Source organism: Larkinella bovis, assembly GCF_042655385.1.
In the GTDB taxonomy this organism is placed as follows: domain Bacteria; phylum Bacteroidota; class Bacteroidia; order Cytophagales; family Spirosomataceae; genus Larkinella; species Larkinella bovis.
Window position 1 is genome coordinate 585,427 of sequence record NZ_JBHSMA010000001.1, and the last position, 22,109, is coordinate 607,535.

Here is a 22,109-nt window from a genome sequence, read left to right on the forward strand (position 1 = left end):
AAAAGACGAATCGCCGAAATGTATAGACGAGTTGCCGAAATAATCCTATAAATTGTCCAGGTAGCCTTTCTATGGCGTATTGAGTAGACTGAATATTCTATTTTTGTTCCAGTTCAGGGCTTTTTTCCGTTTTGATATGACCTCTGTAATGCCCACCGATCATTCGCTTGTTGACCGTACGCGGGAATTCGCCGAAACGTTACTGCGCGCCCTGCCCGAAAATCTGGTTTACCATAATCTGAAACACACCCAAATGGTGGTTGAGGCCGCTGAATTCCTGGGTAAAAAGGCCGGACTGCCGCCGGAAGAGCTGGAGGACGCCATAATTGCCGCCTGGATCCACGACATCGGGTACGCCCGGAAATGCCAGCAGCACGAAGAAGCCGGGGTGGGGATGGCCCTGCCTTTTCTGGAGGAAGCCGGGTTGAGCGCCGAACGAATTAAAACGATATCGGACTGTGTATTAGCGACTCAACTTCCCCAGACCCCGCACACGAACGTGGCCGAAGTGGTGTGCGATGCCGATTTGTTTCACCTGAGTTCGGAGCAGTTTTTCGAACGGAGCGAATTGATGCGGCAGGAAGTGAAAAACGTCAGCGGAAAAATCAGCAAGAAAAAGTGGATGCAGGGCACGGTGAAACTGATGGAAAGCCACCACTATTTTACGGATTATGGCCGGGAGGTGCTGACGCCCCTGAAAGAGAATAACCTGCGAATCGCCCACCAGAAATTGGCGGAACTGGAAGCGGAAGAAGCCGAAAAAGCGGACAAGCCGGGGCCGCCAACGGCGGAAGGAGAGCCTAAAAAAACGAAACGCCCCGACCGGGGCATCGAAACCATGTTCCGGGTCACTTCCCAGAACCACTTCCAGCTGAGTGCGATGGCCGATAACAAGGCGAACATCATGATCTCGGTCAATACCATTATCGTATCCCTCATTGTCAGTATCCTGATCCGAAAACTGGAAGAATGGCCGCAACTGATCATTCCGACGATCATGCTGACCGTCAGTTGCCTGGTAGCGACCATTTTCGCCATTCTGGCTACCCGGCCCAACATCACCAGCGGGCGGTTTTCGAAAGAAGATATTCACCAGAAACAGGCGAATCTGCTGTTCTTTGGCAATTTTCACAAAATGGATTTGGCTGATTACGAGTGGGGTATGCGCGAAATGATGAACGATAGCGATTTTCTGTACAGCAGCATGACTCGCGACATTTATTTCCTCGGCAAAGTCCTCGGAAAAAAATACAAGCTGCTGCGGTTTGCCTACACCATCTTCATGTTTGGTTTTGCGGCCTCCGTGCTGGCGTTCGGAATTGCGGCTTATTATTTCCCGACCCGTTAATCATTTCCCAAATCGAACCCCGGTTTAGACCCGGTTTTTGTTTCATCAACAGGTAGCATGAAAGGTACGTTTATCCACATCCTTGCGTTATTGGGCCTGATCAGTGCCTGTTCCTCCAAAAAAAATCAGGACGCGAAAGCGGAGTCCGAATCCACCACCCTTCAGCCGTTTGCCTATACGTTGAATGCTCCGACCCGGCGGTTTGACCTGCCCGCCGAATTGGAAGAAATCTCGGGTTTATCGTATTACCCCAATAACCAGCTTCTTTGCGTACAGGACGAGGTAGCGGTGGCCTATTTCTTTGATTTGAAAAAAAAGCAGATCACCGACTCCTCGGTTTTTGGTAATTACGGCGATTTTGAAGGGATTGAGTGGGTGAAAGACGAAATTTATACGCTGAAAAGCAACGGGGATTTGTACCGTTTTAAACCCTTTTCGAAGGAGATTCGTCGCATTCCGACGGACCTGCCGGGCAAGACCGAAGTCGAAGGACTGGCCTACGATCCCGAAAGCGACCGGCTGATGCTGGCGGTAAAGGACGGGGGCAAAAAGGGCGAGAAAGTGGTTTACATGTATGACCTAAAAACGAAGGTGGTTTTCAAAGGGTTGACTATCCGGGAGGAGGTGCTGGAAGAAGCCGGTGTCGATGCCAAAAAATTTAAACCCTCGGGCCTGGCGGTTCACCCGAAAACCGGCGATCTTTATTTCCTGACCTCGATCGGAAAAGCGGTGGTGGTCCTGAACCGGAAGGGCCGGGTGATTGCCAGCCAGGCGCTGGACCCCAAGCTGTTCCGCCAGCCCGAAGGCATCTGTTTTGCGCCGGACGGCACGCTCTACATCGCGAGCGAAGAGGCCGGAAAACCGGGTTATATTCTGGAGTTTGCGAACCAGCCCTAAGCCGGATTTGTAATAGGCGTATGAAACATCTTTACACGGCCTTTTTCCTTCTTTTTCTTGTTTCTGAAGGGCTTTGGGCTCAATCAAAACCGTATACGATTTTTCTCCTGGGCGATGCCGGAGAACCGCAACCGGACAGTAAAGATGCGGTTTTGAAAACCGTCCGGCACCAGATGCAGGCCACCGGCGCGAACAGCAGTATCATCTACCTCGGCGATAATATTTACCCGCGCGGCATGCCCGATTCCAGTCAGGCCGACCGGGCCGACGCGGAACGCCGGATGCGCGACCAGCTGGCTATTCTGACCGGTTTTAAGGGCCGGGCATTCGCCATTCCGGGCAATCACGACTGGCAGCAGGGACGGCGCGACGGCTGGGACCGGATTCGGAATCAGGCCGCATTTGTAACCGCCGAATTGGGCCGTGAGGATGTTTTTTTTCCGAAAGACGGTTGTCCGGGTCCGGTAGAAATCGCGCTGAATGAGGATATAGCGCTGGTTTTGATCGATACGCAATGGTGGCTGCATCCCTGGGAAAAACCGGGGGAGGACTCGGACTGTGACGCCAAGGATTTGCCGTCTTTTCTGTTGTTGCTCGATGACGTGCTGGCGCGTAACCAGCACCGGAAAGTGGTCCTGGCGGGGCACCATCCGATGTACAGCCACGGCGAACATGGCGGCTATTTTACCGTAAAGGATCACCTGTTTCCGCTCACCAACCTGAAGCCCAATCTCTACCTGCCGTTACCGGGTATTGGCTCGATTTATCCGCTTTACCGGTCGCTGATCGGAAACATTCAGGACATTCAGCATCCGAAATACAAGATGATGCGCAACGGGATCGTGTCGTTGCTGAAAAAATACCGAAACGTGTTGTATGTCAATGGTCATGATCATAACGAACAACTGATTCTCCGCGATTCGACGTACTACCTCACCAGTGGCAGCGGTTCCAAGTCGGTTGCCGTCAAGAAAGGCCGCCATAGTTTATTCGCGTCACCTGAGAAGGGCTTTGCCCGGGTGGATTTCGACGAAAAAGGGGGCACGCGCATCCGGTTTTTTGCCCCGGAGGCCGCGAGTGAGACCGGAAAAGTATTGTTCGAAACCGTCTTCACGCTGCCCATACAACGGGTTGCCGATACGGGGCGGCCCGTGGAACCGGTCACGCAAACGACCATGGCCAGCGGGCAGTACCGCGCAACGCCCCTGCATCGAATGCTGCTTGGCGATAATTACCGGAACGTCTGGGAGGCTCCCGTGACGGTGCCGGTTCTGAATTTGCGGCAGGAAGCGGGCGGCCTGAAACCGTTGCAACGCGGGGGGGGTATGCAGACCTTATCGTTGCGGATGGCCGGAAATGACGGCCGGGAATACGTGCTCCGGTCGGTTGAAAAGTATGCCGAAAATGCTATTCCGGCAACGCTGCGGAGCGGTTTTGTCACCGATCTGGTGCAGGACCAGATTTCGGCATCGCATCCGTACGCTGCGCTGGCGGTGCCCCGGCTGGCCGACGCAGCCGGGGTTTTTCATACCAATCCTAAAATTGTGGTGGTGCCGGACGATTCACTGCTCGGGCCGTATCGCCGGACGTTTGCGCACACCCTGGCGCTGTTTGAAGAGCGTGTCGATGGCAATTACGAGGGCAGCCCGCAATTCGGCGGTACGAAGAAAATTTACAGCACCGATAAGTTGCTTGAAAAACTGAACCAGGACAACGACAACCGGGTCGATCAGCAGGCGGTTTTGAAAGCCCGGCTGTTCGACCTCTGGCTTGGGGACTGGGATCGACACGATGACCAATGGCGCTGGGCTAGTTTTAAAGAGGGTAAAGGCTTGGTTTTTAAACCCATTCCGCGAGACCGGGATCAGGTTTTTTTCGTAAATGGCGGAATTATTCCCAAAATTGCCAGTCGGAAATGGGCGATGCCAAAGTTTCAGGGCTTCAGCAACACGATCCGCGATGTGCCCGGCCTGGCCTTCAACGCCCGCTATTTCGACCGCAGTTTCCTGACCGAACCCTCGCTGGACGCTTGGCTCAAAACCGCCGATACGCTGGCCCGCCAGCTGACGGATTCGGTGATCGATGAAGCCTTGAAGGATCTGCCGGAAGCAGCTTATCAGGAAACAGCGGGTACGATCAAAGCCAAACTACAAAACCGGCGGGCCGATTTGTCGCGGTATGCGAGCGAATTGTACGGGTTTCTGGCCCGTTCGGTCTCGGTCACGGGCAGCGATAAAAAAGAGCGGTTCGAGGTCGATCGGGAAGCCGACGGCCGGATGACGGTTTCGGTTTATAAACTAAAGAAAGACGGTGAAAATGGTGCCCAGCTTTACCACCGGGTTTTTGACCCGGCCGAAACGAAAGAAGTGCGGTTATACGGTTTTGGCGATGACGATGAATTCATTGTTCGCGGAAAGACCCATGCAGGCATGCTGCTGCGTATCATCGGGGGAACCGGCCAGGATCGGGTAGTTGACAGTTCGGCCGTTTCGGGATGGCGCCGGAAAACTATGGTATACGATTCCCGCAAAACCGTAACGCAGGCTGGGCCCGAAACGCGGTTGCATCTCTCCGACAACTCGTCGATCAATGCCTACGATCGCAAGGCGTTCAATTATGACGTACTGTTTCCGCAGGTTTCGGTCCAGTACAACCCGGACGACGGCCTGTTTCTGGGGGGCGGTTTTCGGTTTACCAAACACGGTTTTCGGAAAGAACCCTTTGCGCAGCAGCACCGGTTTGTGGTCAATCATGCGTTTGCCACCCGCGCTTATAATTTCAGTTACGATGGCATTTTTACGGATGTCATCGGAAAAACCGACCTGCGGCTGGATGCCGAGGTGCAGGCACCCAACTATGTCTCCAACTTTTTTGGCCTGGGCAACAACACGGTTTTTGATAAGTCGAAAGGCATTCGGTATTACCGGACGCGCTTTGAAAATATCGCCCTGAGCGCCCTGTTTCAGCGGCAATTCGGGAGTGCCCTGCTTTCGATTGGTCCGGCGGTGGAAAGCATTGAGGTGGAAGAAAATCAGCAGCGGTTTATCGGCGAGTACATCAAAAGTTTGCCGGATGGACAGGCGATTTCCAAACGGCGCTGGTATGCCGGGCTGAAAGCCGGTTTCCTCATCGATAACCGGGATGATAAGGTACTGCCGTCGCGCGGAACGGTCTGGCGCACGGAATTGCTGCTTTATGACGGGATAACGACCTACGCGAAAAACCTGGCCCGCTTGCAGTCTGACCTGGCATTCTACGCGAGTCTGCGGCTGCCAACCACCCTGACGATTGCCACGCGCTTTGGTGGCGGTGTCAATTTTACCGATTTTGAATTTTTTCAGGCCAACACGCTCGGCGGCCTTTCCAACCTGCGCGGCTACCGGCGGACCCGGTTTGCGGGGCGTAGTATGCTGTATAACAATACCGAACTGCGGCTCAACGTCGCCACGATCCGGACCTACCTGTTTCCGGCCTACCTCGGCTTACTGGCATTTAACGACGTTGGCCGGGTTTGGCTGAAAGGCGAAAACGCCCGGAACTGGCACCACGGCTACGGGGGCGGGGTCTGGTTTGCTCCCTATAAACAGGCAGTGATTTCATTTTTGTATGCCATGTCGGAAGAGGAAAAGCTTCCGATGGTACGGGTCGGTTTTCTGTTTTAACTCAGGAGAGCTTATACAATTCGACGCCCATTTCCATTCCTTTGACGTCGACCACCCCCAGAAGTTCGGTCAGGGCCGGGTGTTCAGAAAGTTCGTGGATTACTTCCTGCGAAACCAGCATGTTGGTGCCATACTGTTTGTTGAGTTGTTCGATCCGGGCGGCCAGAATCACGACATTGCCCGTGATCGAAAACTGCTGCCGGGTTTCGGTACCGATGTTGCCGATCACCGCATCGCCGACGTGAACGCCGATGCCGACACTGGTGGGGATGATGCGTTCTTCCCGGACGGCCTGGTCGATTTCGTCGATGATTTCCAGACCGGCTTTGACGGCATTTTCGGCGGGATTGGCGAGCGGAATCGGGGCGCCGAACGTGATCATGCAGCCATCGCCCAGAAACTGGTTGATGATACCACCGTGCCGGTTGACCACCTCCACGATGATCTTGAAAAAGGAATTCTGGTAGGCGACCACCTCGTCGGCGGTGTGTTTGTCGGCGTATTTCGTAAAGTTCCGAATGTCCAGAAACAGCACACTGACCTTCATGTGCTGGCTTTTCAACATGCCTTTTTCCTTGATTATCAGCTCCGCAATTTCGGGCGAAACCTGTTGGCCAAAGAACGTAATGAGCTGGTTTTGAATCTCACTCCGCTCAATGGAACTCTGGACGCTTTTCTGGATCTGGCGGGAAACGTAACCCGCGCAAATTCCGCATAAGAGGAAAATGATCGATTTGACGGCGTAAGCAAACGAAGTGGTCAGGAATAAGCTAAACGACCCCATCACCGTCGAGGGTTCTTCGAGCAGGTACAGACTGAGCAGTAAAAACTCGATGCCCGCAATCAGGCCGGTATAAAACGAAATCCAGAAGTTAAGCCGAAGGGTGGAGAGGATGATAAAAAAGTAATAAATAGTCGCAAAGGGCGAGAGCATGACCAGAATCGGATGGTCGAATTTATCCGAAAGCAGATACATCAGCAGCGTCAGGGCGGTTATTTCGAACGTAGCGTTCAGGTATTTGGCAAGTTGCGGCATCACCAAGCCCTTTTTTGACCAGATACGCAGCATATTCCACATGTTCAGCTCGTATACGGACATGAAGCCCAGAAAGGTCAGGACGGTCCGCATCAGTTCATCCTTGGCCTGCTTTGGATAAATCGTAACGGGTAGATAGAGGTAGAAAAAAGAAGTCAGAATAAGGCCAGCGATGAAAACACCCGCCAGTAGACCGGCCCGCTGCTGCTCACGCCGTAGGTTCTCCTGCGAAAATGTCAGGTTGAAATAGGGGCTAATTTCCTCTTTATCACGCCGGTGGTAAATAAATGTCATAGTGTCACGATGAAACGTATTGCTTACTAGACAATTTTCCCGACAAATAAATTCTATTTGCACGAATCCGCCTAACGGCTGAAGCCCAACCAGCAATTTGTGGGAGTGAACCGTCAAAGTAGCACCGTGAGATCCCTTTCATGGCCAGTCTTACCGCAACCCGAGAGGTCTGAAATACGATCTCGTGGTTCCGGTAGGAAGAAACGCCAGCGGTTGCTCAATTGGGTGTTTCGAGGCCCAAACAGGGCCGTTAACCGGACGAAACGACAACGTTGAAGCTGAGGAAAAGTCTTACAACGAGCTGAGTTCTCCGACCATGGGCTGGCCGTTCAAGTAACGGTGGTGGGCGTCGGCAGCATCCACCTGGTGAGTGTTTTCAACGATTTTAAAGGTAAAGGGATCGGCTCCATTAATGCGTTTCCCGTTGAAGTAAACCTGCTTGTAATCTTTGGCGTAACCGGCGCTTAACACGGTAAAGGAAGCTGCATCACAACCGATAAGCGGTTTTTCCTGGTAATAAACCACCGATTGATCCCAGGCGTAGAAATCACTCAGCAGCTCAAAGGAGTCGAGATCGGCCGAAACGATGGGTTGATCGCCGAAATAGACGCGGGATGAATCCGATACATAAAAGGCCTGGTTGGGTTTTACCATTTTTATCGTAGCCGGATTCGCTCCGTTAACCGGGCGGTTCCGGAAATAAACCCGGTTTTTATCTTTGGCGTAATCCGGATCTAAAACCGCAAAGGTCAATGGATCGGCCCCTTCGATTCGGAGCGTTTCCGGAGTATGCGGATTTTTGGCGTCCGTATCCTTGATCCGGCAATAATAGACGTGATTTTTATCTTTCGAAAAGTGAGCACTGATGGGCGTGAACGAGCAGCCATCGCTATCCGGAATGATCGTAAATTCGTAATAGCCAGCCAGTTTGTCTTTTCCAAAACCGTAATCAAGTGGCTGAAACGAAACCACATCGTTCACCGGGAACAAAACACCGTCGAAGTAGCAGTGGAATTTATCTTTCGCATACCCGTTCGTCATGACTTCGAACGAAGCGGCATCGGCTTTGTAAATCCGCCGGACACTATTTTTTCGGGTCGTGAAATACGTCTGCCCTTCCCGAAAATTATCACAATAGAATACGGAAGTGCGGTCCTTGGCGTAGTGCTCGTCGAGAGCCACAAAACTCGCAGCTTCCGCAATGTCGATGGCCGCTCCCCGGTAGTAGGCCGTTAGGGCATCCCTGGCAAACACATTGTTTAGGAGTTCGAAGGAGTCAATGTCCTGGACCTGAACCCGTTGTCCTTTGAAAAATACCGCACCATCTTTCGTTTCGTAGGCCGGTTTTTTACAGGAAAAGAGACTGCTGAGCCCCAGAATGGACAGGAGCAAACGCGTAAGTTTCATGGTGTTGTTCCGTAGTATGAGTTGTTTGAATGCTCGCTCCGAAGATTCCGAAACGGTGGTTTTTCAAAACTAACAGAACGTCGGACCGGGCACCAGATCGAATCAACAGCTGGTTGAGTTGACTGAATAGCTGGTCGATTGAATCGAAGAAAATGACCCGAAAACCGGCAAGGGGCTTTCTTCCGGAATAAAGAAAGTGGATTCGATGGGAGGGCTTCGAGGGTTACTTAATCTCCTTGTTTTCCATCACCGGTTTCGGATGCACAACATACACATCCAGCACCGCCAGCGGACGGGCCAGGTATTCGCGGATCAGCGTACGGAAAGAATAGCCGCCCGGAATGTCCTGAGCGGCAAAGGCCACGGCCGACATGCCCTGATGATTGCCAATGTAGAGCGCGCGGGCATTGTGGAAATTCTGGGAGATGATCGTGATTTTTTCCTGATTGAACACCTGTTTACACCGGACAACGGAGTCAAAGGTTCGGTAACCGGCATAATCCAGCGTCATGTCAGCCTCCGGGACGCCCAACCGAAGCAGAGCCTTCTTCATGTCGGACGGCTCGTTGTAATATTCGGAATCATTGTTGCCGCTGAGGATAATGTGCTTGATCTTGCCCACTTTCCAAAGCCGGGCCGTCGCTTCCATCCGGTAGCGAAAAAACAGATTTTCATTGCCGCTTTTGACGGATTTGCTGGTTCCGAGCACCAACCCCACTTCGTTGGTTGGCAAGGATTCCAGATCAAAATAGACCTGGCTCCGGGTACTGTACACGACCCAGAAATTACAAAGGAGTATCGTGGTTATTCCCACGAAAGCCAGAAAAACGCCTAATTTGATGAGCCGTTTCATCCGTATCACCCTCAGGTGAGGTTTTACTCCTTTGTAATGGCCGCTTTGCCGGCGCGTCGGGTACGACATTAGATTCATGTCATGAGAACAGGCCTAATTGTTTTACCGTTTGTTCCGAACTGGTATCATCCGTATCCGGCGTTTCGTCCGTTTGTTCGTCAGGTTCCGGTTCAACGACGATTAAGGTAGGCGTTATCGTTCGATTTTCCGCCATATCCCGGTCATTATTCCGGCGAGGGGTCAATAATTTTACTTCCTTCACTTTGGCAAAGGGCAATTTTGCCCCTAAAGCTTTCCAGCCGCGAATATCAATAAAGCCCTCGGGCTCGAGCACCATTTTCTCCAGAGGACCTTTCTCTTTCATCTGGTGGGTAATTTCAAAACGCGGAAAGCGATCGGTCGTTACCGCCAGTAGCTTCGAGTTTTTCGCATCCCCGATAAAACTGAACTTCTTGTCCTGCGTGCTGGTCTCGACTTTAAAGCGCTTGACATAGTGCGACTTTTGATTGGCCTCGTAGTAAATCGACGAAACGATGCGCTCGGGATCAAACTTCTCCAAAACCGCAATGTCGGCGGGTTCGTAACGATTGGTTAGGTTATAGTTGGTCAGTTCATACTCGCCATCTTTATAGACGACCAAAATGCTCGCGCCGTTGTCAAAATTGCCTAAATATTTTCCGCGCTCGTCGCGGTTCAGCCGACCCAGGTGTTCGTCGTACCAGATATCAACCCCACCCAGCGTCGAAACGCCACCCGATTTGAGGCTAACTTTCCGAATCGGGTATTTCGTGAGAATATTGCCCTGCGCCGACCGGTTTTTAATCAGTACTTCCGCAAAGTTATAGTCAAACTGTTTGATTTTGGCCGTACTCTGCGCCGTCAGGTTAATCGTAACGACCTCGGCTTCACCATTATCATTGGCGGTAAACCACAGCACCTTCGATTTCGGATTGCCCATCGTCAGGTCGTATTCCCGGTCGCGGGTGACGGCCGTCACCGAAAAGCGCTTGGCCATTGTAATCCCGGATTTTCCGTCCAGGTACAGCATGTTGTAGACCCGCCGTTCGTCGTTTTTCTTAAAGACGGAACAGTAGATAATATCCTTGCCGACGAAGGTTTTATCCTGAATTTTGGTGACCAGGCACTTGCCATCGCGTCGGAAAACAATGATGTCGTCGATGTCGGAGCAGTCCGACACAAATTCGTCCTTTTTCAACCCGGTACCGACAAAACCGCCTTCGCGATCGACGTACAGTTTGGCATTGGCAGCCGCCACCACGTTGGCCGCGATGGTGTTGAAGGCGCGGATTTCGGTTTTCCGTTCCCGGCCTTTGCCGTATTTTTTCGCCAGTTCCTTGAAATAATTGATGGCAAAACGCGTCAGATTGGCCAGGTTGTCCTCGGTTTCGGCCAGTTCCTGCTCCAGCCGGCGCATCAGTTCCTCGGCTTTAAAACCGTCATATTTCGAGATTCGCTTGATCCGGATTTCGGTCAGCCGAATCAGATCATCCTCCGTAATTTCGCGGTAAAACTGCTTTTTGTACGGTTTCAGCCCTTTGTCGATCGTTTCCAGCACGGCCTGGAAGGTTTCGCATTCCTCAATTTTCCGGTAAATCCGGTTTTCGATAAAAATCTTTTCGAGTGAGCTGTAAAGCAATTTCTCCATCAATTCGGCCCGCCGAATCTCCAGCTCCCGTTCGAGCAGCCGAACCGTCTGGTGCGTATTGATTTTGAGAATATCCGAGACGGAAACAAAATGCGGTTTATCCCCAATAATCACGCAGGCATTGGGCGACACCGACACCTCGCATTCCGTGAAGGCATACAGGGCGTCAATGGTAATATCGGGAGAAACGCCGGGGGCCAGGTGGACGTGGATTTCGACATCTTTCGAGGTCAGGTCTTCTACCTTCTTGATCTTAATTTTTCCGTCGTCGTTGGCCTTGATGATCGAATCCTTGATCGAGGTGGTGGTGGTGCCAAACGGTATTTCGCGGATAATCAGGGTTTTCTTGTCAAACTCCTCAATTTTGGCCCGAATCCGGGCCTTACCACCCCGGCTGCCATCGTTATAATTGCTGACGTCGATGTACCCGCCGGTCAGAAAATCCGGGTAGAGGGTAAACGGTTTATCCTTCAGAATGCTGATCGAGGCCTCGATCAGTTCGAGAAAGTTATGGGGAAGAATTTTAGTCGATAAGCCCACCGCAATGCCTTCAACCCCCATCGCCAGCAGCAGCGGAAATTTAACCGGCAGCGTAATCGGTTCTTTTTTCCGCCCATCGTACGACAGCTGCCATTCGGTGGTTTGCGGATTGAAGATGACGTCGTTTCCGAATTTCGACAGCCGAACTTCAATGTAGCGCGGGGCAGCCGCGCCATCGCCGGTGCGGATATCGCCCCAATTTCCCTGCGTATCAAAGACCAGGTTTTTCTGCCCAATGGTGGTCAGGGCGTCGCCGATAGACGCATCACCGTGGGGGTGGTACTGCATGGTTTGGCCGATGACGTTGGCCACTTTATTGAAACGTCCATCGTCCATTTCTTTCAGGGCGTGGAGAATCCGGCGTTGCACCGGCTTCAGGCCGTCTTCCACGGCCGGAACCGCCCGTTCCAGAATAACGTACGAGGCATACTCTAAAAACCAGTTTTCATATAATCCCGACACCACGGTTTGTTGGTGGAGGGTATCTTCATTTTGATCTTCCGGTAAATCAGTTGGGTCCAGAATTTCGCTCATTCGGATGGTTACGGATAAAAATCGATGATAAATGCTATCGTCTTGAATGGGTCGGCGGGCACAATTGATCCGTCGATAGCTACATAAAGATACGAATTTTTTAAGAAAACGGCCCAGAAAGGGTTAAAAAGCAGGATTTGGGCCGTTTAATGGAGTACTTTATGTTGCCAGAGTACAACCCGCAAAACCGGTGCCGGTTTTCAGGAACGCCTGTCCGGTACGTACGAAGCATCCCTAGAGGGTTGCCCGGTTTGACTTCAGGTTACAATATATTATACTTGTATTACAAATATAATAATATATAAACAGAAATCCGCATTTTTTGTCCATTTCACTTCGGAACCGACTGGATCACCGTGAGCAATTCGCTGATCATCATGGCCGTTGCGCCCCAAACTTTAAAGCCCTGAATCTGGTAAAACGGCGCGTCGATGAGAGTCCCGCGAACCTCGATGCCATTTTCGCCGATGATGGTTTCGTCCAGCAACTCATCCAGACCAACTTCCACCACGTGCTCAACTTCGCGCGGATCGGGGTAAAAATCCGGTCGGTAGGGGAGAATGCCGACCACCGGCTGGACGTAGAAATTACTCGGGGGAATGTAGATTTCGGTCAATTTGCCCAGCACTTTCACATCCGTCACCCGAATTCCGACTTCTTCCTGGGCTTCCCGCAAGGCCGTCCGGATGAGGCTTTCGTCGGTTCGTTCCATGCGCCCACCAGGAAACGCCATCTGGCCTGCGTGAACGCCATCGTACTGCGGGCGTAAAATCAGCGGCAGAAAAATGGATCCCTGGTACGGATAAAACACAATCAGGACGGCGCTACGCCGGGTCCGTTCGTTCGGTTGCATAGCCATGCGTAACCGCGATCGGGAGGCCATTTTCAGGTGGGCTTCCGGACCGGGCAGCGGTTCGGCCAATCGTTCCCGGAGGGTGTTGGCAAAGCTATGAAACGACGAATTAGGCATAGCGTTTAACGAGTTGTTCAGCACATTTTTCTCCGTCCATGGCCGCCGAAACGATTCCACCGGCATAACCGGCACCTTCGCTGCACGGAAACAGACGCTGGATCTGCACGTGTTCGAGCGTATCCGGCTGGCGCGGAATCCGGACGGGCGACGAGGTGCGGCTTTCAACCCCGATCATCTGGGCTTCGTTGGTCACGTAGCCGCGCATCGACCGGCCAAACTGCTGCAAACCGGCTTTCAGCGGTGCGGCAATCGTTTCCGGCAAAACCGCCTGCATATCGACCGGTTTCAGACCCGGCTGGTAGGAGGTTTCGAGTAACCGGTTGGAAACCCGGCCATTTACGTAGTCAGAAATCCGCTGGGCCGGCGCGGTTTGATCGCCCCCCGCCAGTTGGCAGGCGCGTTGCTCCAGTTCTTTCTGGAATTGCAAACCGGCCAGTGGACCGTAGGCCCGGTAATTTTTTAAATCATTTTCGTGAATAGCTACTACCAGGCCCGAATTAGCAAATTTCGAATCCCGGCGCGACGGGGACATGCCGTTCACAACCAGTTCGCCGGGGGCCGTAGCCGCCGGGACGATAAAACCGCCCGGACACATACAAAAGGAAAATACGCCCCGTTCAATCCCCTTGTGCCGGGTTTGGGTGACCAGGCTATACGAGGCTGCGGGCAGGTAATTCCCGCGATTAGGGCGGTGGTATTGCACCTGATCGATGAACGACTGCTGGTGCTCGATCCGGACGCCCATCGCAAACGGCTTGTTTTCAATCGTGATGCCTTTTTCGTGCAGCAACGCAAAGACGTCGCGGGCTGAATGCCCGGTCGCCAGAATGACACCCAGTCCGGTAATTTCGTCCCCTTTGTCGGTAATGACCCCTTTGATTTCGTTTTGTTCGAGGATCAAATCGACCATCCGGGTATTGAAACGAACGTCGCCCCCCGCTTCGACGATGCTTTGCCGAAGGGCCATGACCACGTCGGGTAACTTGTTGGTTCCGATGTGGGGATGCGCATCCACCAGAATTTGTTCAGTGGCTCCGTGCGCGACAAAAATTTCGAGAACCCGGCGGACATCGCCCCGCTTTTTGGACCGCGTATAGAGTTTACCGTCCGAATACGTACCCGCTCCGCCTTCGCCGAAGCAGTAGTTCGATTCCGGATTGACAAGGTGCTCTTTGTTGATAGCCGCCAGATCACGACGCCGGGCGCGCACATCGCTGCCCCGCTCCAGCACGATCGGTTTTAACCCCAGCTCGACCAACCGCAAGGCTGCGAACAAACCGGCTGGTCCGGCCCCAACGACCACCACCGGCCGGGCCTGACTGACGTTCGGGTACGTTCGCTGATAGGAAAGTAACGGACGGGGTTCTTCTCCTTCGTAAACTTCCGCATCGATATGTACTTTGACTTGCCGGGAACGTGCATCGATCGATTGGCGAAGTTTCCGGATAATCGGCCGATCCGACTCCGCATCCGTCAGCAGGTCGGTCGGCAGTTGCAATCGGTTGTAAACTTCCCGCTCAAAAGCTGCGTCATCAAACGCGGTATCGGGCTCGAGGGTTAATGAAAGCGTATGAATCATAGACGAAATTTCCTTTCCATGCAACAACCGGAGTCGGCTTCAGGTTCGCCGTTTATTTTTTATAATATTTGGTTATTTTTTTGGTAAAATTAGTCATTCTGGCCGATAACTTGGGAGAAAGAATTCATGTGTTCGTATTCCCGATGCCGGAACAATATATTTGACCCCGAAACCCGGTTTGCCAGAAAATGCGGTCCGGGTGGTCCGAAGGGCCGGCGATTTAACCCAAATTTCAATGAAAAAATTACTTTTCTATTTAGTACTCAGTTCTTTTCCACTAGCGGCTCAGAAGGTGAATCCCCCCGCGCCCTACGGTGCCCTGCCGAGTCCGCAGCAGGTGCAATGGCAGCAAATGGAATATTACATGTTTATTCACTTTGGTCCGAACACCTTTACCAACCAGGAGTGGGGCCACGGTGACGAAGATCCGAAGGTGTTCAATCCCACGCGGCTGGACGCCCGCCAGTGGGCCCGAACGGCCAAAGCCGCCGGCATGAAAGCCATTATCATTACGGCAAAACACCACGACGGTTTTTGCCTGTGGCCGAGCAAGTTCAGTAACCATACCGTGCGGGAAAGTGCCTGGAAGAACGGCCAGGGCGACGTCCTGCGCGAATTGTCCAACGCCTGCAAGGAATACGGTTTGAAATTTGGCGTTTATCTTTCGCCCTGGGACCGCAACCACCCGGCCTATGGTACGCCCGAATATAACCAGATATTTGCCAATACGCTCGACGAAGTGTTAAGCAGTTACGGCGAGGTATTCGAACAATGGTTCGACGGCGCGAACGGCGAAGGCCCGAACGGCAAGCGGCAGGAATACGACTGGAAACTGTTTCATAGCGTAGTGTTCAAACACCAGCCGAAGACGATCATTTTCAGTGACATTGGTCCCGGCTGTCGCTGGATGGGCAACGAAGCCGGTATTGCCGGCGAAACCAACTGGTCTACCCTGAACACCGACGGTTTTGGCATGGGGGCCGCGGCTCCGTCGACCAGCGTGCTCAATACCGGGAACGAAAACGGAAAGTACTGGATTCCGGCGGAAGTCGATGTGTCGATCCGGCCGGGCTGGTTCTATAGTCCGGATACCGACGATCGGGTGAAAACCCTGACGCACCTGATGAAAATCTATTATTCATCCGTTGGCCGGAACAGTAACCTGTTGCTGAATGTGCCGGTTTCGCGCGAAGGGCTGATTCATCCCAATGATTCGACCCGGTTGATGGAATTCCGCAAAACCCTCGATGCGTCCTTCAAAACCAATCTGGCCAGGGGAAAAGCCGCCACCGCTTCGGCGGTTCGGGGCAAAGACAAACGTTTCGCTGCCAGCAACTTAGTGGACGGTAACTACGAGTCGTACTGGACAACCGATGACGCGGTTCGGCAGGCTTCGCTGGTCGTCGATCTGGGCAGGCCAACGGCAATAAACCGGGTGGTCCTGCAGGAATACATCCCGCTCGGACAGCGCGTGAAGTCGTTCCGGGTGGAAGCCTGGGATGGTAGCAAGTATGTCCAGATTGATCAGCAGACCACCATCGGTTACAAGCGGATTCTGGTTTTTCCGACCCTGAAAACCGCCAAAGTGCGCGTAACGATTCTCGACGCCAATGCCTGTCCGGTTTTGTCGGAAGTGGGGATTTATAAAGCACCTGAATTGCTCTCGAACCCCGAAATTTCCCGGACCCGGCAAGGCGTGGTAACCATTTCGTCCGATGTGGCCGATCCGGTCATTCGCTACACCACCGACGGCACCGAGCCGACGATGGCATCGACCCGGTATACGGCACCGTTCGACTATGCGAAGGGGGGCGTTATCAAAGCCAAAGCTTTCATTAAGAATGGAGCCGAATCGTCGGAAACCATTCCAGCGTCTTTCGATGTGGCGCCCGCCAACTGGTCGGTGGTGACAACGGACAACGCAAGCCGCAGCGCGGCCAATCGGGCCATTGACTCGAATCCCCGGACGCTCTGGCAGACTGCCCGGCAGGAGGGAAGTAGCAAACACCCGCACGAACTGGTGATCAACCTCGGCGAAAGCCTGTCTCTGAAAGGGTTTACGTACACGCCCCGGCAGGACGGACAAACCGGCGGAACGATTTACCAGTACAGTTTTTACGTAAGCGAAAACGGAATCGACTGGAAGCCGGTTCTTGAAAATCAGGCGTTTGCGAACATCAGGAACAATCCGGTGAAACAGGAGGTGGCTTTTGCCAGCCCCCAGCAAGCCCGGTTTATCAAACTGGTGGCGCTTTCGTCGGTGAACGAAAAGGAACACTGGGCCTCGGCTGCGGAAGTTGGGGTGATGGTCCATTAACTTCTTATGCCCATGAAGCATACGGCCCCGGATTTCGACGCCCCGGATTTTTACGGAATCGACGATTTGTTGAGCGACGAGCAGCGGCTGGTCCGGTCGGCCCTGCGCGATTTTGTGGCTCGGGAGATCAGTCCCATTATTGAAGAATGTGCCCAGAAAGCCGAGTTTCCGGTTTCGCTCGTCCGAAAGTTTGGCGACATGGGGGCCTTTGGTCCAACCCTCCCCACCGCGTTTGGTGGCGGGGGGCTGGATTATATTTCGTACGGCCTGATGATGCAGGAAATCGAGCGGGGGGATTCGGCCCTGCGGTCGTGCGTCTCCGTGCAAAGCTCGCTGGTCATGTGGCCGATTTATACCTACGGCTCCGAAGCGCAAAAACGGAAATACCTGCCCCGATTAGCCAGCGGTGCGCTTTTGGGCTGTTTCGGCCTGACCGAACCGGATCATGGCTCCAATCCGGCGGGGATGCAGACCTCGTTCGTTGAACGTGACGACCATTATGTGTTGAACGGCAGCAAGCTCTGGATTACGAATTCACCCCTGGCCGATCTGGCGGTGGTTTGGGCCAAAAACGAGCAGGGCCGGATTCGCGGCCTGCTGGTGGAGCGTGGCATGGCCGGTTTTTCGACACCGGAGATTCACCGGAAGTGGTCGCTGCGGGCCAGTGCCACGGGTGAGTTGGTTTTTCGGGATGTGAAAGTGCCCCGGGAAAACCTGCTGCCCGAAGCGGATGGCCTGAAAGCTCCGCTGAGTTGCCTGGATCAGGCGCGGTACGGGATTGCCTGGGGCGTTGTCGGAGCGGCTATGGACTGTTACCATTCTGCCCGGCAGTACGTCCTGGAACGGCAGCAATTCGGAAAACCGCTGGCATCCTTTCAACTGGTTCAGAAAAAACTGGCCGAAATGCTCACCGAAATCACGAAAGCGCAGCTTCTCTGCTGGCGGTTGGGCGTCCTGAAAAACGAAGGGAAAGCAACTACGGCCCAGATTTCGCTGGCGAAACGGAATAATGTCGAGATGGCGCTGACTGTCGCCCGGGAAGCCCGGCAGATGCACGGAGCAATGGGAATTACCGGCGAGTTTCCCATCATGCGCCACCTGATGAACCTGGAATCGGTCGTCACCTACGAAGGCACCCACGACATTCACCTCCTGATTCTGGGCAACGAAATCACAGGCATACCGGCTTTTAAGTGAAAAAAGGATAATTAATGAGTGATGAGTGATGAGTTAAGAGTGATGAGTTGGCTGACGCAAGCTGAAAAACTCTTAACTTTTAACTCATCACTCTTAACTCATTTCAGTTCTTCCAGGGCTTTCTTCATCGCGTCGATCTGGCGTTTTTTCTGCAAACTGGTGGGGGCGGCCACGCGCTCGCGGCAATCAAAAATGCCACAGCGTTCGCAGGCTTCATTGACAATGCGTTGCGGAATACCGGGGGTGAAGGGATTTAAAAACCGCATCTTGCTCCGAAGGGTGTCGGTCAATTTAAAACACATCGACACGCTCATGTTCTGCTGGAGATGCGGCTGGTAGGACTGGGCTACCGAGACGATAAAGAAGGTATTGCCCGAGTCGGCGTAGGTGGATAACTGTGACTGGCACAAGGCCCCGGCAAACTGGTGGTTTTTCTGGAGGGAGGCCAGTTCCTGCAAAATGGTCAGGGCTACCCAGCGTCGGCAATAGTGCTCGTCCATCATGCTTTTAGGCCCGTGCTGGCGAGTCAGGTGCATTTCTTTCGTCAACCGGAAATTGGTCTGCCCGGCGGTATTGTTAAACCGGTAGAAAAACAGCTGATCGATGCCGAAATGCTTGGGAAGCAGGTTACTAAGTCGGTAAAAAAAACGTTCTGGCGTGGCCTTGAAGGAATGAATCAACGCCAGAAAAGAATCGTTGCTCCAGGTCGGTTGATCGAAAAGGGCCTGTAGCCGCGGAATCAACTCCGTCCGACGAATCAGAATGGCCCCCGCGAAGTACGACGCTTTGTAATTATTAAGGATTTGCTCAAACGATTCGACTTCCACGTACGAATACGTATACGGACGAATCTTCAGGGTAAGGTATTGAAATCCAACCTCCCGGGCCAGAATAAACGTCCGCTGTTCGGCCGACAGCTGGCTGTTCAGGTATAGTGTCCCGGATTCGGGTCGAAAAACCGAACGCAAGCCGGCCAGTTCCGGATTCGCTTCCTGTTCGAAGGGGTGAATCGAATAGCCAAACCGGGTTCGAAGCACGTTGCTTAAGAGCACTTCGTCGACCTCCGCGCCACCCGACGCAAACTCGGTCAAAAACCGGTCGCCATCCTGTTCGATATCGTCGAAATAGTTGTCGTGCATTTCCTGGTACGACCGCAAAACCGCCATGTACAGGCGCTCGACGCTGACGTGGTAACTCCGGCCGATGTTCATGACGGTCGAAATCATGGCGCTGACTTTGGCGGGGGCTTCGGCCAGCAGTTCGAGCAGGTCGGCGGGGTCGATGCCCAGTAATTCGAGCGGGATTTCGGTTAAAAACCGGGACCGCAACAAATCGGAGATCGGCTCTAATTTCTTGCTTAATTTCAGCGAAACCAGCGTGTCGTAATCCACCTCCATGGCTTTCGCCAGGGCCGCAATTTTATCGGTTTTTGGGTATTTACGCCCTTTTTCGATCTCGGTCAGATACGAAACGGAGAGTCCCGAACGCTGGGCCAGTTCACTGATCGACAATCCTTTATCCAACCGGATCTGTTTTAATTTCAGGCCAAAAAGCAGTCGAATGTGATCGGTGTAAACAGCCACTGGTTAAGAAGGATTATGAAGTGATGAAGGTAAAAATACCGCTAAAACGATGGTAAACAAAACGTCCACCCGGTTTCAGTGCGAACCGGGTGGACGTTGAATGCTCAAACGTAAAGTTATCGTTTGAGACCTTTATAGGACTGGGTCCACTGGAGCAGCGAGCCATCCTGTGATACTTTGGTTACGGTGGTCAACGTCACGTTTTTGCCTTCAAAGAGGCCCGTTCCCACAAATTCACCATCGTATTTTTTATTGCCGAATAAAATCGAACCCCGATTTTTGCTCATTGTAAATTGTGAGCCGCTTAATTTGACAATATCCGTTTCGGTACTAAAACCGGGAAATTCGACGGTCATGCGTAACTCGTTGGCGGCATCGCCTTTCGCAAACGTCAGGCTTCCTTTGCCACTGTCTTCGCTGTACGTAGGCCATCCGGGCGTCACACTGGTTTTGGAGGTGTAGTCAATGTCATACGTTCCCAGGTATTGTTCCCGGGGGTCAACATCTTCCGCAGCGCTACCGCCTTTTTTACACGCCGATACGCTTAACAAGAGGATAAAAAGGGTGACGATGATTCTCATTGGGCCATTAGGGGGTTATCAAAAGTTGAGTTAACATACAGGACTTTCGCATTACAACGAAATCGGTACCTTATATTATATATCAACCGCAAATGTAAGGCCAGAAATGGGAATATTCGGGGACAGAGGTCCTCAATTTCCGGAGGTTTTTTTACGGGTTTCGGGACAGAAACCGCATCCCGGCCGGGAATTGAGGACCTTATTGACACTAGGACAGCGAAGCTTCGACGCTGATGGCTGTATTCAATAATTTAGAAATCGGGCAGTTTTTTTCCGCATCGGCCACCAGTTCATCAAACTTTTCCTGGGTGATATCCGGCACGCTGGCCGTCAAGATCAGTTTTGAACTGCTGATGCTGCCGGAGTCGGTGTTAAACGTAATAACCGCTTTGGTGTCGAGCGAAGTGGCCGTAAAACCGGCTTCCTGAAGGTTAAAGGCCAGTTTCATCGAAAAGCACCCGGCATGGGCGGCTGCCACCAGTTCTTCGGGATTCGTGCCGACGCCATCGGCAAAGCGCGTATTGAACGAATACTGGGTATCTTTCAGCACGGTGCTGGCCGTGCTCAGGGTCCCTTTTCCGTCTTTTCCTGATCCTACCCAGTGTGCGGAGGCATTGCGTTTGATTTCCATAAAGATTCGGAGTGATGTGATGTTGAAAAGTGGCAAAGTAAGAAATGTTGACCAGAGCCTTGTTAATTTTCTTCCGGTTTGGCACAAAAATAATAGAATGGTTCCGCGCCGGCGGTGGGGTGTTGATCCGCCGGCAAGAGTTTTGGCCTTGTAGATGGCCGGTCGCGGCCGGATGATCGTATTACGTACAGATCTTTATTGAAAGAACATTCGAACATGCAGATTCTTAAAAATTTATTTCAGGTGGGCGGGGATTTGAACGGCATCACCTTCGATCAGCCCGGGGCTTTATGGAATGACGCCAATTCGTACGTGCTCAAAACCGCCGATGGCCTGATTCTCTTCGACTGTGGCTGTGGCGATACGTTGGAACAGATTTTTGCCAATATGCGGTACTGGGACCTGTCGCCCGACGACATTCGGTATTGTTTCCTGACGCATGCCCATTTCGACCATGCCGGAGCCGCCCACCGGCTGAAAGAGCGGGGCGTTGAACTCATTGCCATTGGCGAAACCGCCGATGCGGTGGCGAAAGGTGACGAGCGCTGTTGCGGCTATTTGTACCACAAAACGTTTCAGCCGGTGACGGTCGACCGGACAGTTTCGGACGGCGAACGAGTGACCGTTCTGGGCCTTGAGCTGGAGGTGATGCACCTGCCAGGCCATAGCATGGGCTGCACAGCCTATTTCTTTACCTGGGACCGGAAGCGGGTCGTCGTGAGTGGCGATGTCATCGGCACGTTGCTGAGCGGTGATTTTGGCTGGAGCGGCTCGATCGATTTCGACAAGAAAATCTACACCCGCTCGCTCCGCCGATTTGCCACGGTAGATACGGACCTCATGTTGCCCGGGCACGGGATGATTTATTTTTACAAGCCCCGCCGACGGGTCGAAGATGCCCTCAATTCGGCCCTGATGCAATGGCGATAGGGACCAAATGGAGGCCGACTTCTCCGTTGGGACCCGAGGTGGCAGTATGCGGAGGGACGGCTAGAAACCGTCCCGGACTAG

General features: G+C 52.9%; 15 protein-coding genes. 6 read left to right on the forward strand and 9 right to left on the reverse strand.

What is annotated here, in order from left to right; translation table 11 throughout:
- Nucleotides 1-136 precede the first annotated feature (136 nt).
- Genes ACFPMF_RS02510 through ACFPMF_RS02520 form a run of 3 tightly spaced genes read left to right on the forward strand, consistent with a single transcriptional unit; the run spans nucleotide 137 to nucleotide 5,907 of the window.
- Entirely contained in the window at nucleotides 137-1,348 is a 1,212-nt protein-coding gene (locus ACFPMF_RS02510) for a Pycsar system effector family protein (protein ID WP_379840854.1), read from the forward strand.
- A gap of 57 nt (nucleotides 1,349-1,405) precedes the next feature.
- Complete coding sequence (locus ACFPMF_RS02515; RefSeq protein ID WP_379840855.1) at nucleotides 1,406-2,245, forward strand: SdiA-regulated domain-containing protein; 840 nt, start codon at nucleotides 1,406-1,408, stop codon at nucleotides 2,243-2,245.
- 20 nt (nucleotides 2,246-2,265) lie between these two features.
- Nucleotides 2,266-5,907 (forward strand): BamA/TamA family outer membrane protein, encoded by a 3,642-nt coding sequence (locus ACFPMF_RS02520; RefSeq protein WP_379840856.1) that lies wholly within the window; start codon nucleotides 2,266-2,268, stop codon nucleotides 5,905-5,907.
- A gap of 1 nt (nucleotide 5,908) precedes the next feature.
- Here ACFPMF_RS02520 and ACFPMF_RS02525 read toward each other — a convergent pair whose 3' ends face one another.
- From ACFPMF_RS02525 to ACFPMF_RS02550, 6 genes are all read right to left on the reverse strand, one after another.
- Nucleotides 5,909-7,237: an adenylate/guanylate cyclase domain-containing protein gene (locus tag ACFPMF_RS02525; protein WP_379840857.1), complete on the reverse strand. Its 1,329-nt coding sequence runs from the start codon at nucleotides 7,235-7,237 to the stop codon at nucleotides 5,909-5,911.
- A gap of 291 nt (nucleotides 7,238-7,528) precedes the next feature.
- Nucleotides 7,529-8,644, reverse strand: coding sequence for a DKNYY domain-containing protein (locus ACFPMF_RS02530; protein WP_379840858.1), 1,116 nt, complete (start codon nucleotides 8,642-8,644; stop codon nucleotides 7,529-7,531).
- Nucleotides 8,645-8,867: 223 nt separating this feature from the next.
- Nucleotides 8,868-9,497: a SanA/YdcF family protein gene (locus tag ACFPMF_RS02535; RefSeq protein ID WP_379840859.1), complete on the reverse strand. Its 630-nt coding sequence runs from the start codon at nucleotides 9,495-9,497 to the stop codon at nucleotides 8,868-8,870.
- A 79-nt stretch (nucleotides 9,498-9,576) separates the two neighbouring features.
- Nucleotides 9,577-12,237: a DNA gyrase/topoisomerase IV subunit A gene (locus ACFPMF_RS02540; RefSeq protein ID WP_379840860.1), complete on the reverse strand. Its 2,661-nt coding sequence runs from the start codon at nucleotides 12,235-12,237 to the stop codon at nucleotides 9,577-9,579.
- 331 nt (nucleotides 12,238-12,568) lie between these two features.
- Complete coding sequence (locus ACFPMF_RS02545) at nucleotides 12,569-13,207, reverse strand: NUDIX hydrolase (RefSeq protein ID WP_379840861.1); 639 nt, start codon at nucleotides 13,205-13,207, stop codon at nucleotides 12,569-12,571.
- Nucleotides 13,200-14,789 carry an NAD(P)/FAD-dependent oxidoreductase gene (locus ACFPMF_RS02550; protein ID WP_379840862.1) on the reverse strand — a complete coding sequence of 530 codons (1,590 nt, stop codon included), beginning with the start codon at nucleotides 14,787-14,789 and terminating at the stop codon, nucleotides 13,200-13,202. Before ACFPMF_RS02550 ends, ACFPMF_RS02545 begins: the two co-directional genes overlap by 8 nt.
- Before the next feature lie 235 nt (nucleotides 14,790-15,024).
- On the opposite strand from ACFPMF_RS02550, the gene ACFPMF_RS02555 reads away from it, so the two are divergent.
- Both ACFPMF_RS02555 and ACFPMF_RS02560 read left to right on the forward strand, forming a co-directional pair.
- Nucleotides 15,025-17,106 carry an alpha-L-fucosidase gene (locus ACFPMF_RS02555; protein WP_379840863.1) on the forward strand — a complete coding sequence of 694 codons (2,082 nt, stop codon included), beginning with the start codon at nucleotides 15,025-15,027 and terminating at the stop codon, nucleotides 17,104-17,106.
- Nucleotides 17,107-17,118: 12 nt separating this feature from the next.
- Complete coding sequence (locus ACFPMF_RS02560) at nucleotides 17,119-18,303, forward strand: acyl-CoA dehydrogenase family protein (RefSeq protein ID WP_379840864.1); 1,185 nt, start codon at nucleotides 17,119-17,121, stop codon at nucleotides 18,301-18,303.
- Nucleotides 18,304-18,401: 98 nt separating this feature from the next.
- On the opposite strand, the gene ACFPMF_RS02565 is transcribed toward ACFPMF_RS02560, so the two are convergent.
- The 3 genes from ACFPMF_RS02565 to ACFPMF_RS02575 form a co-directional block, all read right to left on the reverse strand.
- Nucleotides 18,402-19,886: a helix-turn-helix domain-containing protein gene (locus ACFPMF_RS02565; RefSeq protein ID WP_379840865.1), complete on the reverse strand. Its 1,485-nt coding sequence runs from the start codon at nucleotides 19,884-19,886 to the stop codon at nucleotides 18,402-18,404.
- Between the two features lie 116 nt (nucleotides 19,887-20,002).
- Entirely contained in the window at nucleotides 20,003-20,467 is a 465-nt protein-coding gene (locus ACFPMF_RS02570; protein ID WP_379840866.1) for a hypothetical protein, read from the reverse strand.
- Between the two features lie 208 nt (nucleotides 20,468-20,675).
- Complete coding sequence (locus ACFPMF_RS02575; protein WP_379840867.1) at nucleotides 20,676-21,098, reverse strand: OsmC family protein; 423 nt, start codon at nucleotides 21,096-21,098, stop codon at nucleotides 20,676-20,678.
- 216 nt (nucleotides 21,099-21,314) lie between these two features.
- Here ACFPMF_RS02575 and ACFPMF_RS02580 point away from each other — a divergent pair, with 216 nt between their 5' ends.
- Nucleotides 21,315-22,028 carry an MBL fold metallo-hydrolase gene (locus ACFPMF_RS02580; protein WP_379840868.1) on the forward strand — a complete coding sequence of 238 codons (714 nt, stop codon included), beginning with the start codon at nucleotides 21,315-21,317 and terminating at the stop codon, nucleotides 22,026-22,028.
- Nucleotides 22,029-22,109 lie beyond the last annotated feature (81 nt).

Excerpts from the sequence above, each read along its gene's own strand:
- ACFPMF_RS02510 (WP_379840854.1), top strand. The coding sequence starts at position 137 with ATGACCTCTGTAATGCCCACCGATCATTCGCTTGTTGACCGTACGCGG.
- ACFPMF_RS02515 (WP_379840855.1), top strand. The coding sequence starts at position 1,406 with ATGAAAGGTACGTTTATCCACATCCTTGCGTTATTGGGCCTGATCAGT.
- ACFPMF_RS02520 (WP_379840856.1), top strand. The coding sequence starts at position 2,266 with ATGAAACATCTTTACACGGCCTTTTTCCTTCTTTTTCTTGTTTCTGAA.
- ACFPMF_RS02525 (WP_379840857.1), bottom strand. The coding sequence starts at position 7,237 with ATGACATTTATTTACCACCGGCGTGATAAAGAGGAAATTAGCCCCTAT.
- ACFPMF_RS02530 (WP_379840858.1), bottom strand. The coding sequence starts at position 8,644 with ATGAAACTTACGCGTTTGCTCCTGTCCATTCTGGGGCTCAGCAGTCTC.
- ACFPMF_RS02535 (WP_379840859.1), bottom strand. The coding sequence starts at position 9,497 with ATGAAACGGCTCATCAAATTAGGCGTTTTTCTGGCTTTCGTGGGAATA.
- ACFPMF_RS02540 (WP_379840860.1), bottom strand. The coding sequence starts at position 12,237 with ATGAGCGAAATTCTGGACCCAACTGATTTACCGGAAGATCAAAATGAA.
- ACFPMF_RS02545 (WP_379840861.1), bottom strand. The coding sequence starts at position 13,207 with ATGCCTAATTCGTCGTTTCATAGCTTTGCCAACACCCTCCGGGAACGA.
- ACFPMF_RS02550 (WP_379840862.1), bottom strand. The coding sequence starts at position 14,789 with ATGATTCATACGCTTTCATTAACCCTCGAGCCCGATACCGCGTTTGAT.
- ACFPMF_RS02555 (WP_379840863.1), top strand. The coding sequence starts at position 15,025 with ATGAAAAAATTACTTTTCTATTTAGTACTCAGTTCTTTTCCACTAGCG.
- ACFPMF_RS02560 (WP_379840864.1), top strand. The coding sequence starts at position 17,119 with ATGAAGCATACGGCCCCGGATTTCGACGCCCCGGATTTTTACGGAATC.
- ACFPMF_RS02570 (WP_379840866.1), bottom strand. The coding sequence starts at position 20,467 with ATGAGAATCATCGTCACCCTTTTTATCCTCTTGTTAAGCGTATCGGCG.
- ACFPMF_RS02575 (WP_379840867.1), bottom strand. The coding sequence starts at position 21,098 with ATGGAAATCAAACGCAATGCCTCCGCACACTGGGTAGGATCAGGAAAA.
- ACFPMF_RS02580 (WP_379840868.1), top strand. The coding sequence starts at position 21,315 with ATGCAGATTCTTAAAAATTTATTTCAGGTGGGCGGGGATTTGAACGGC.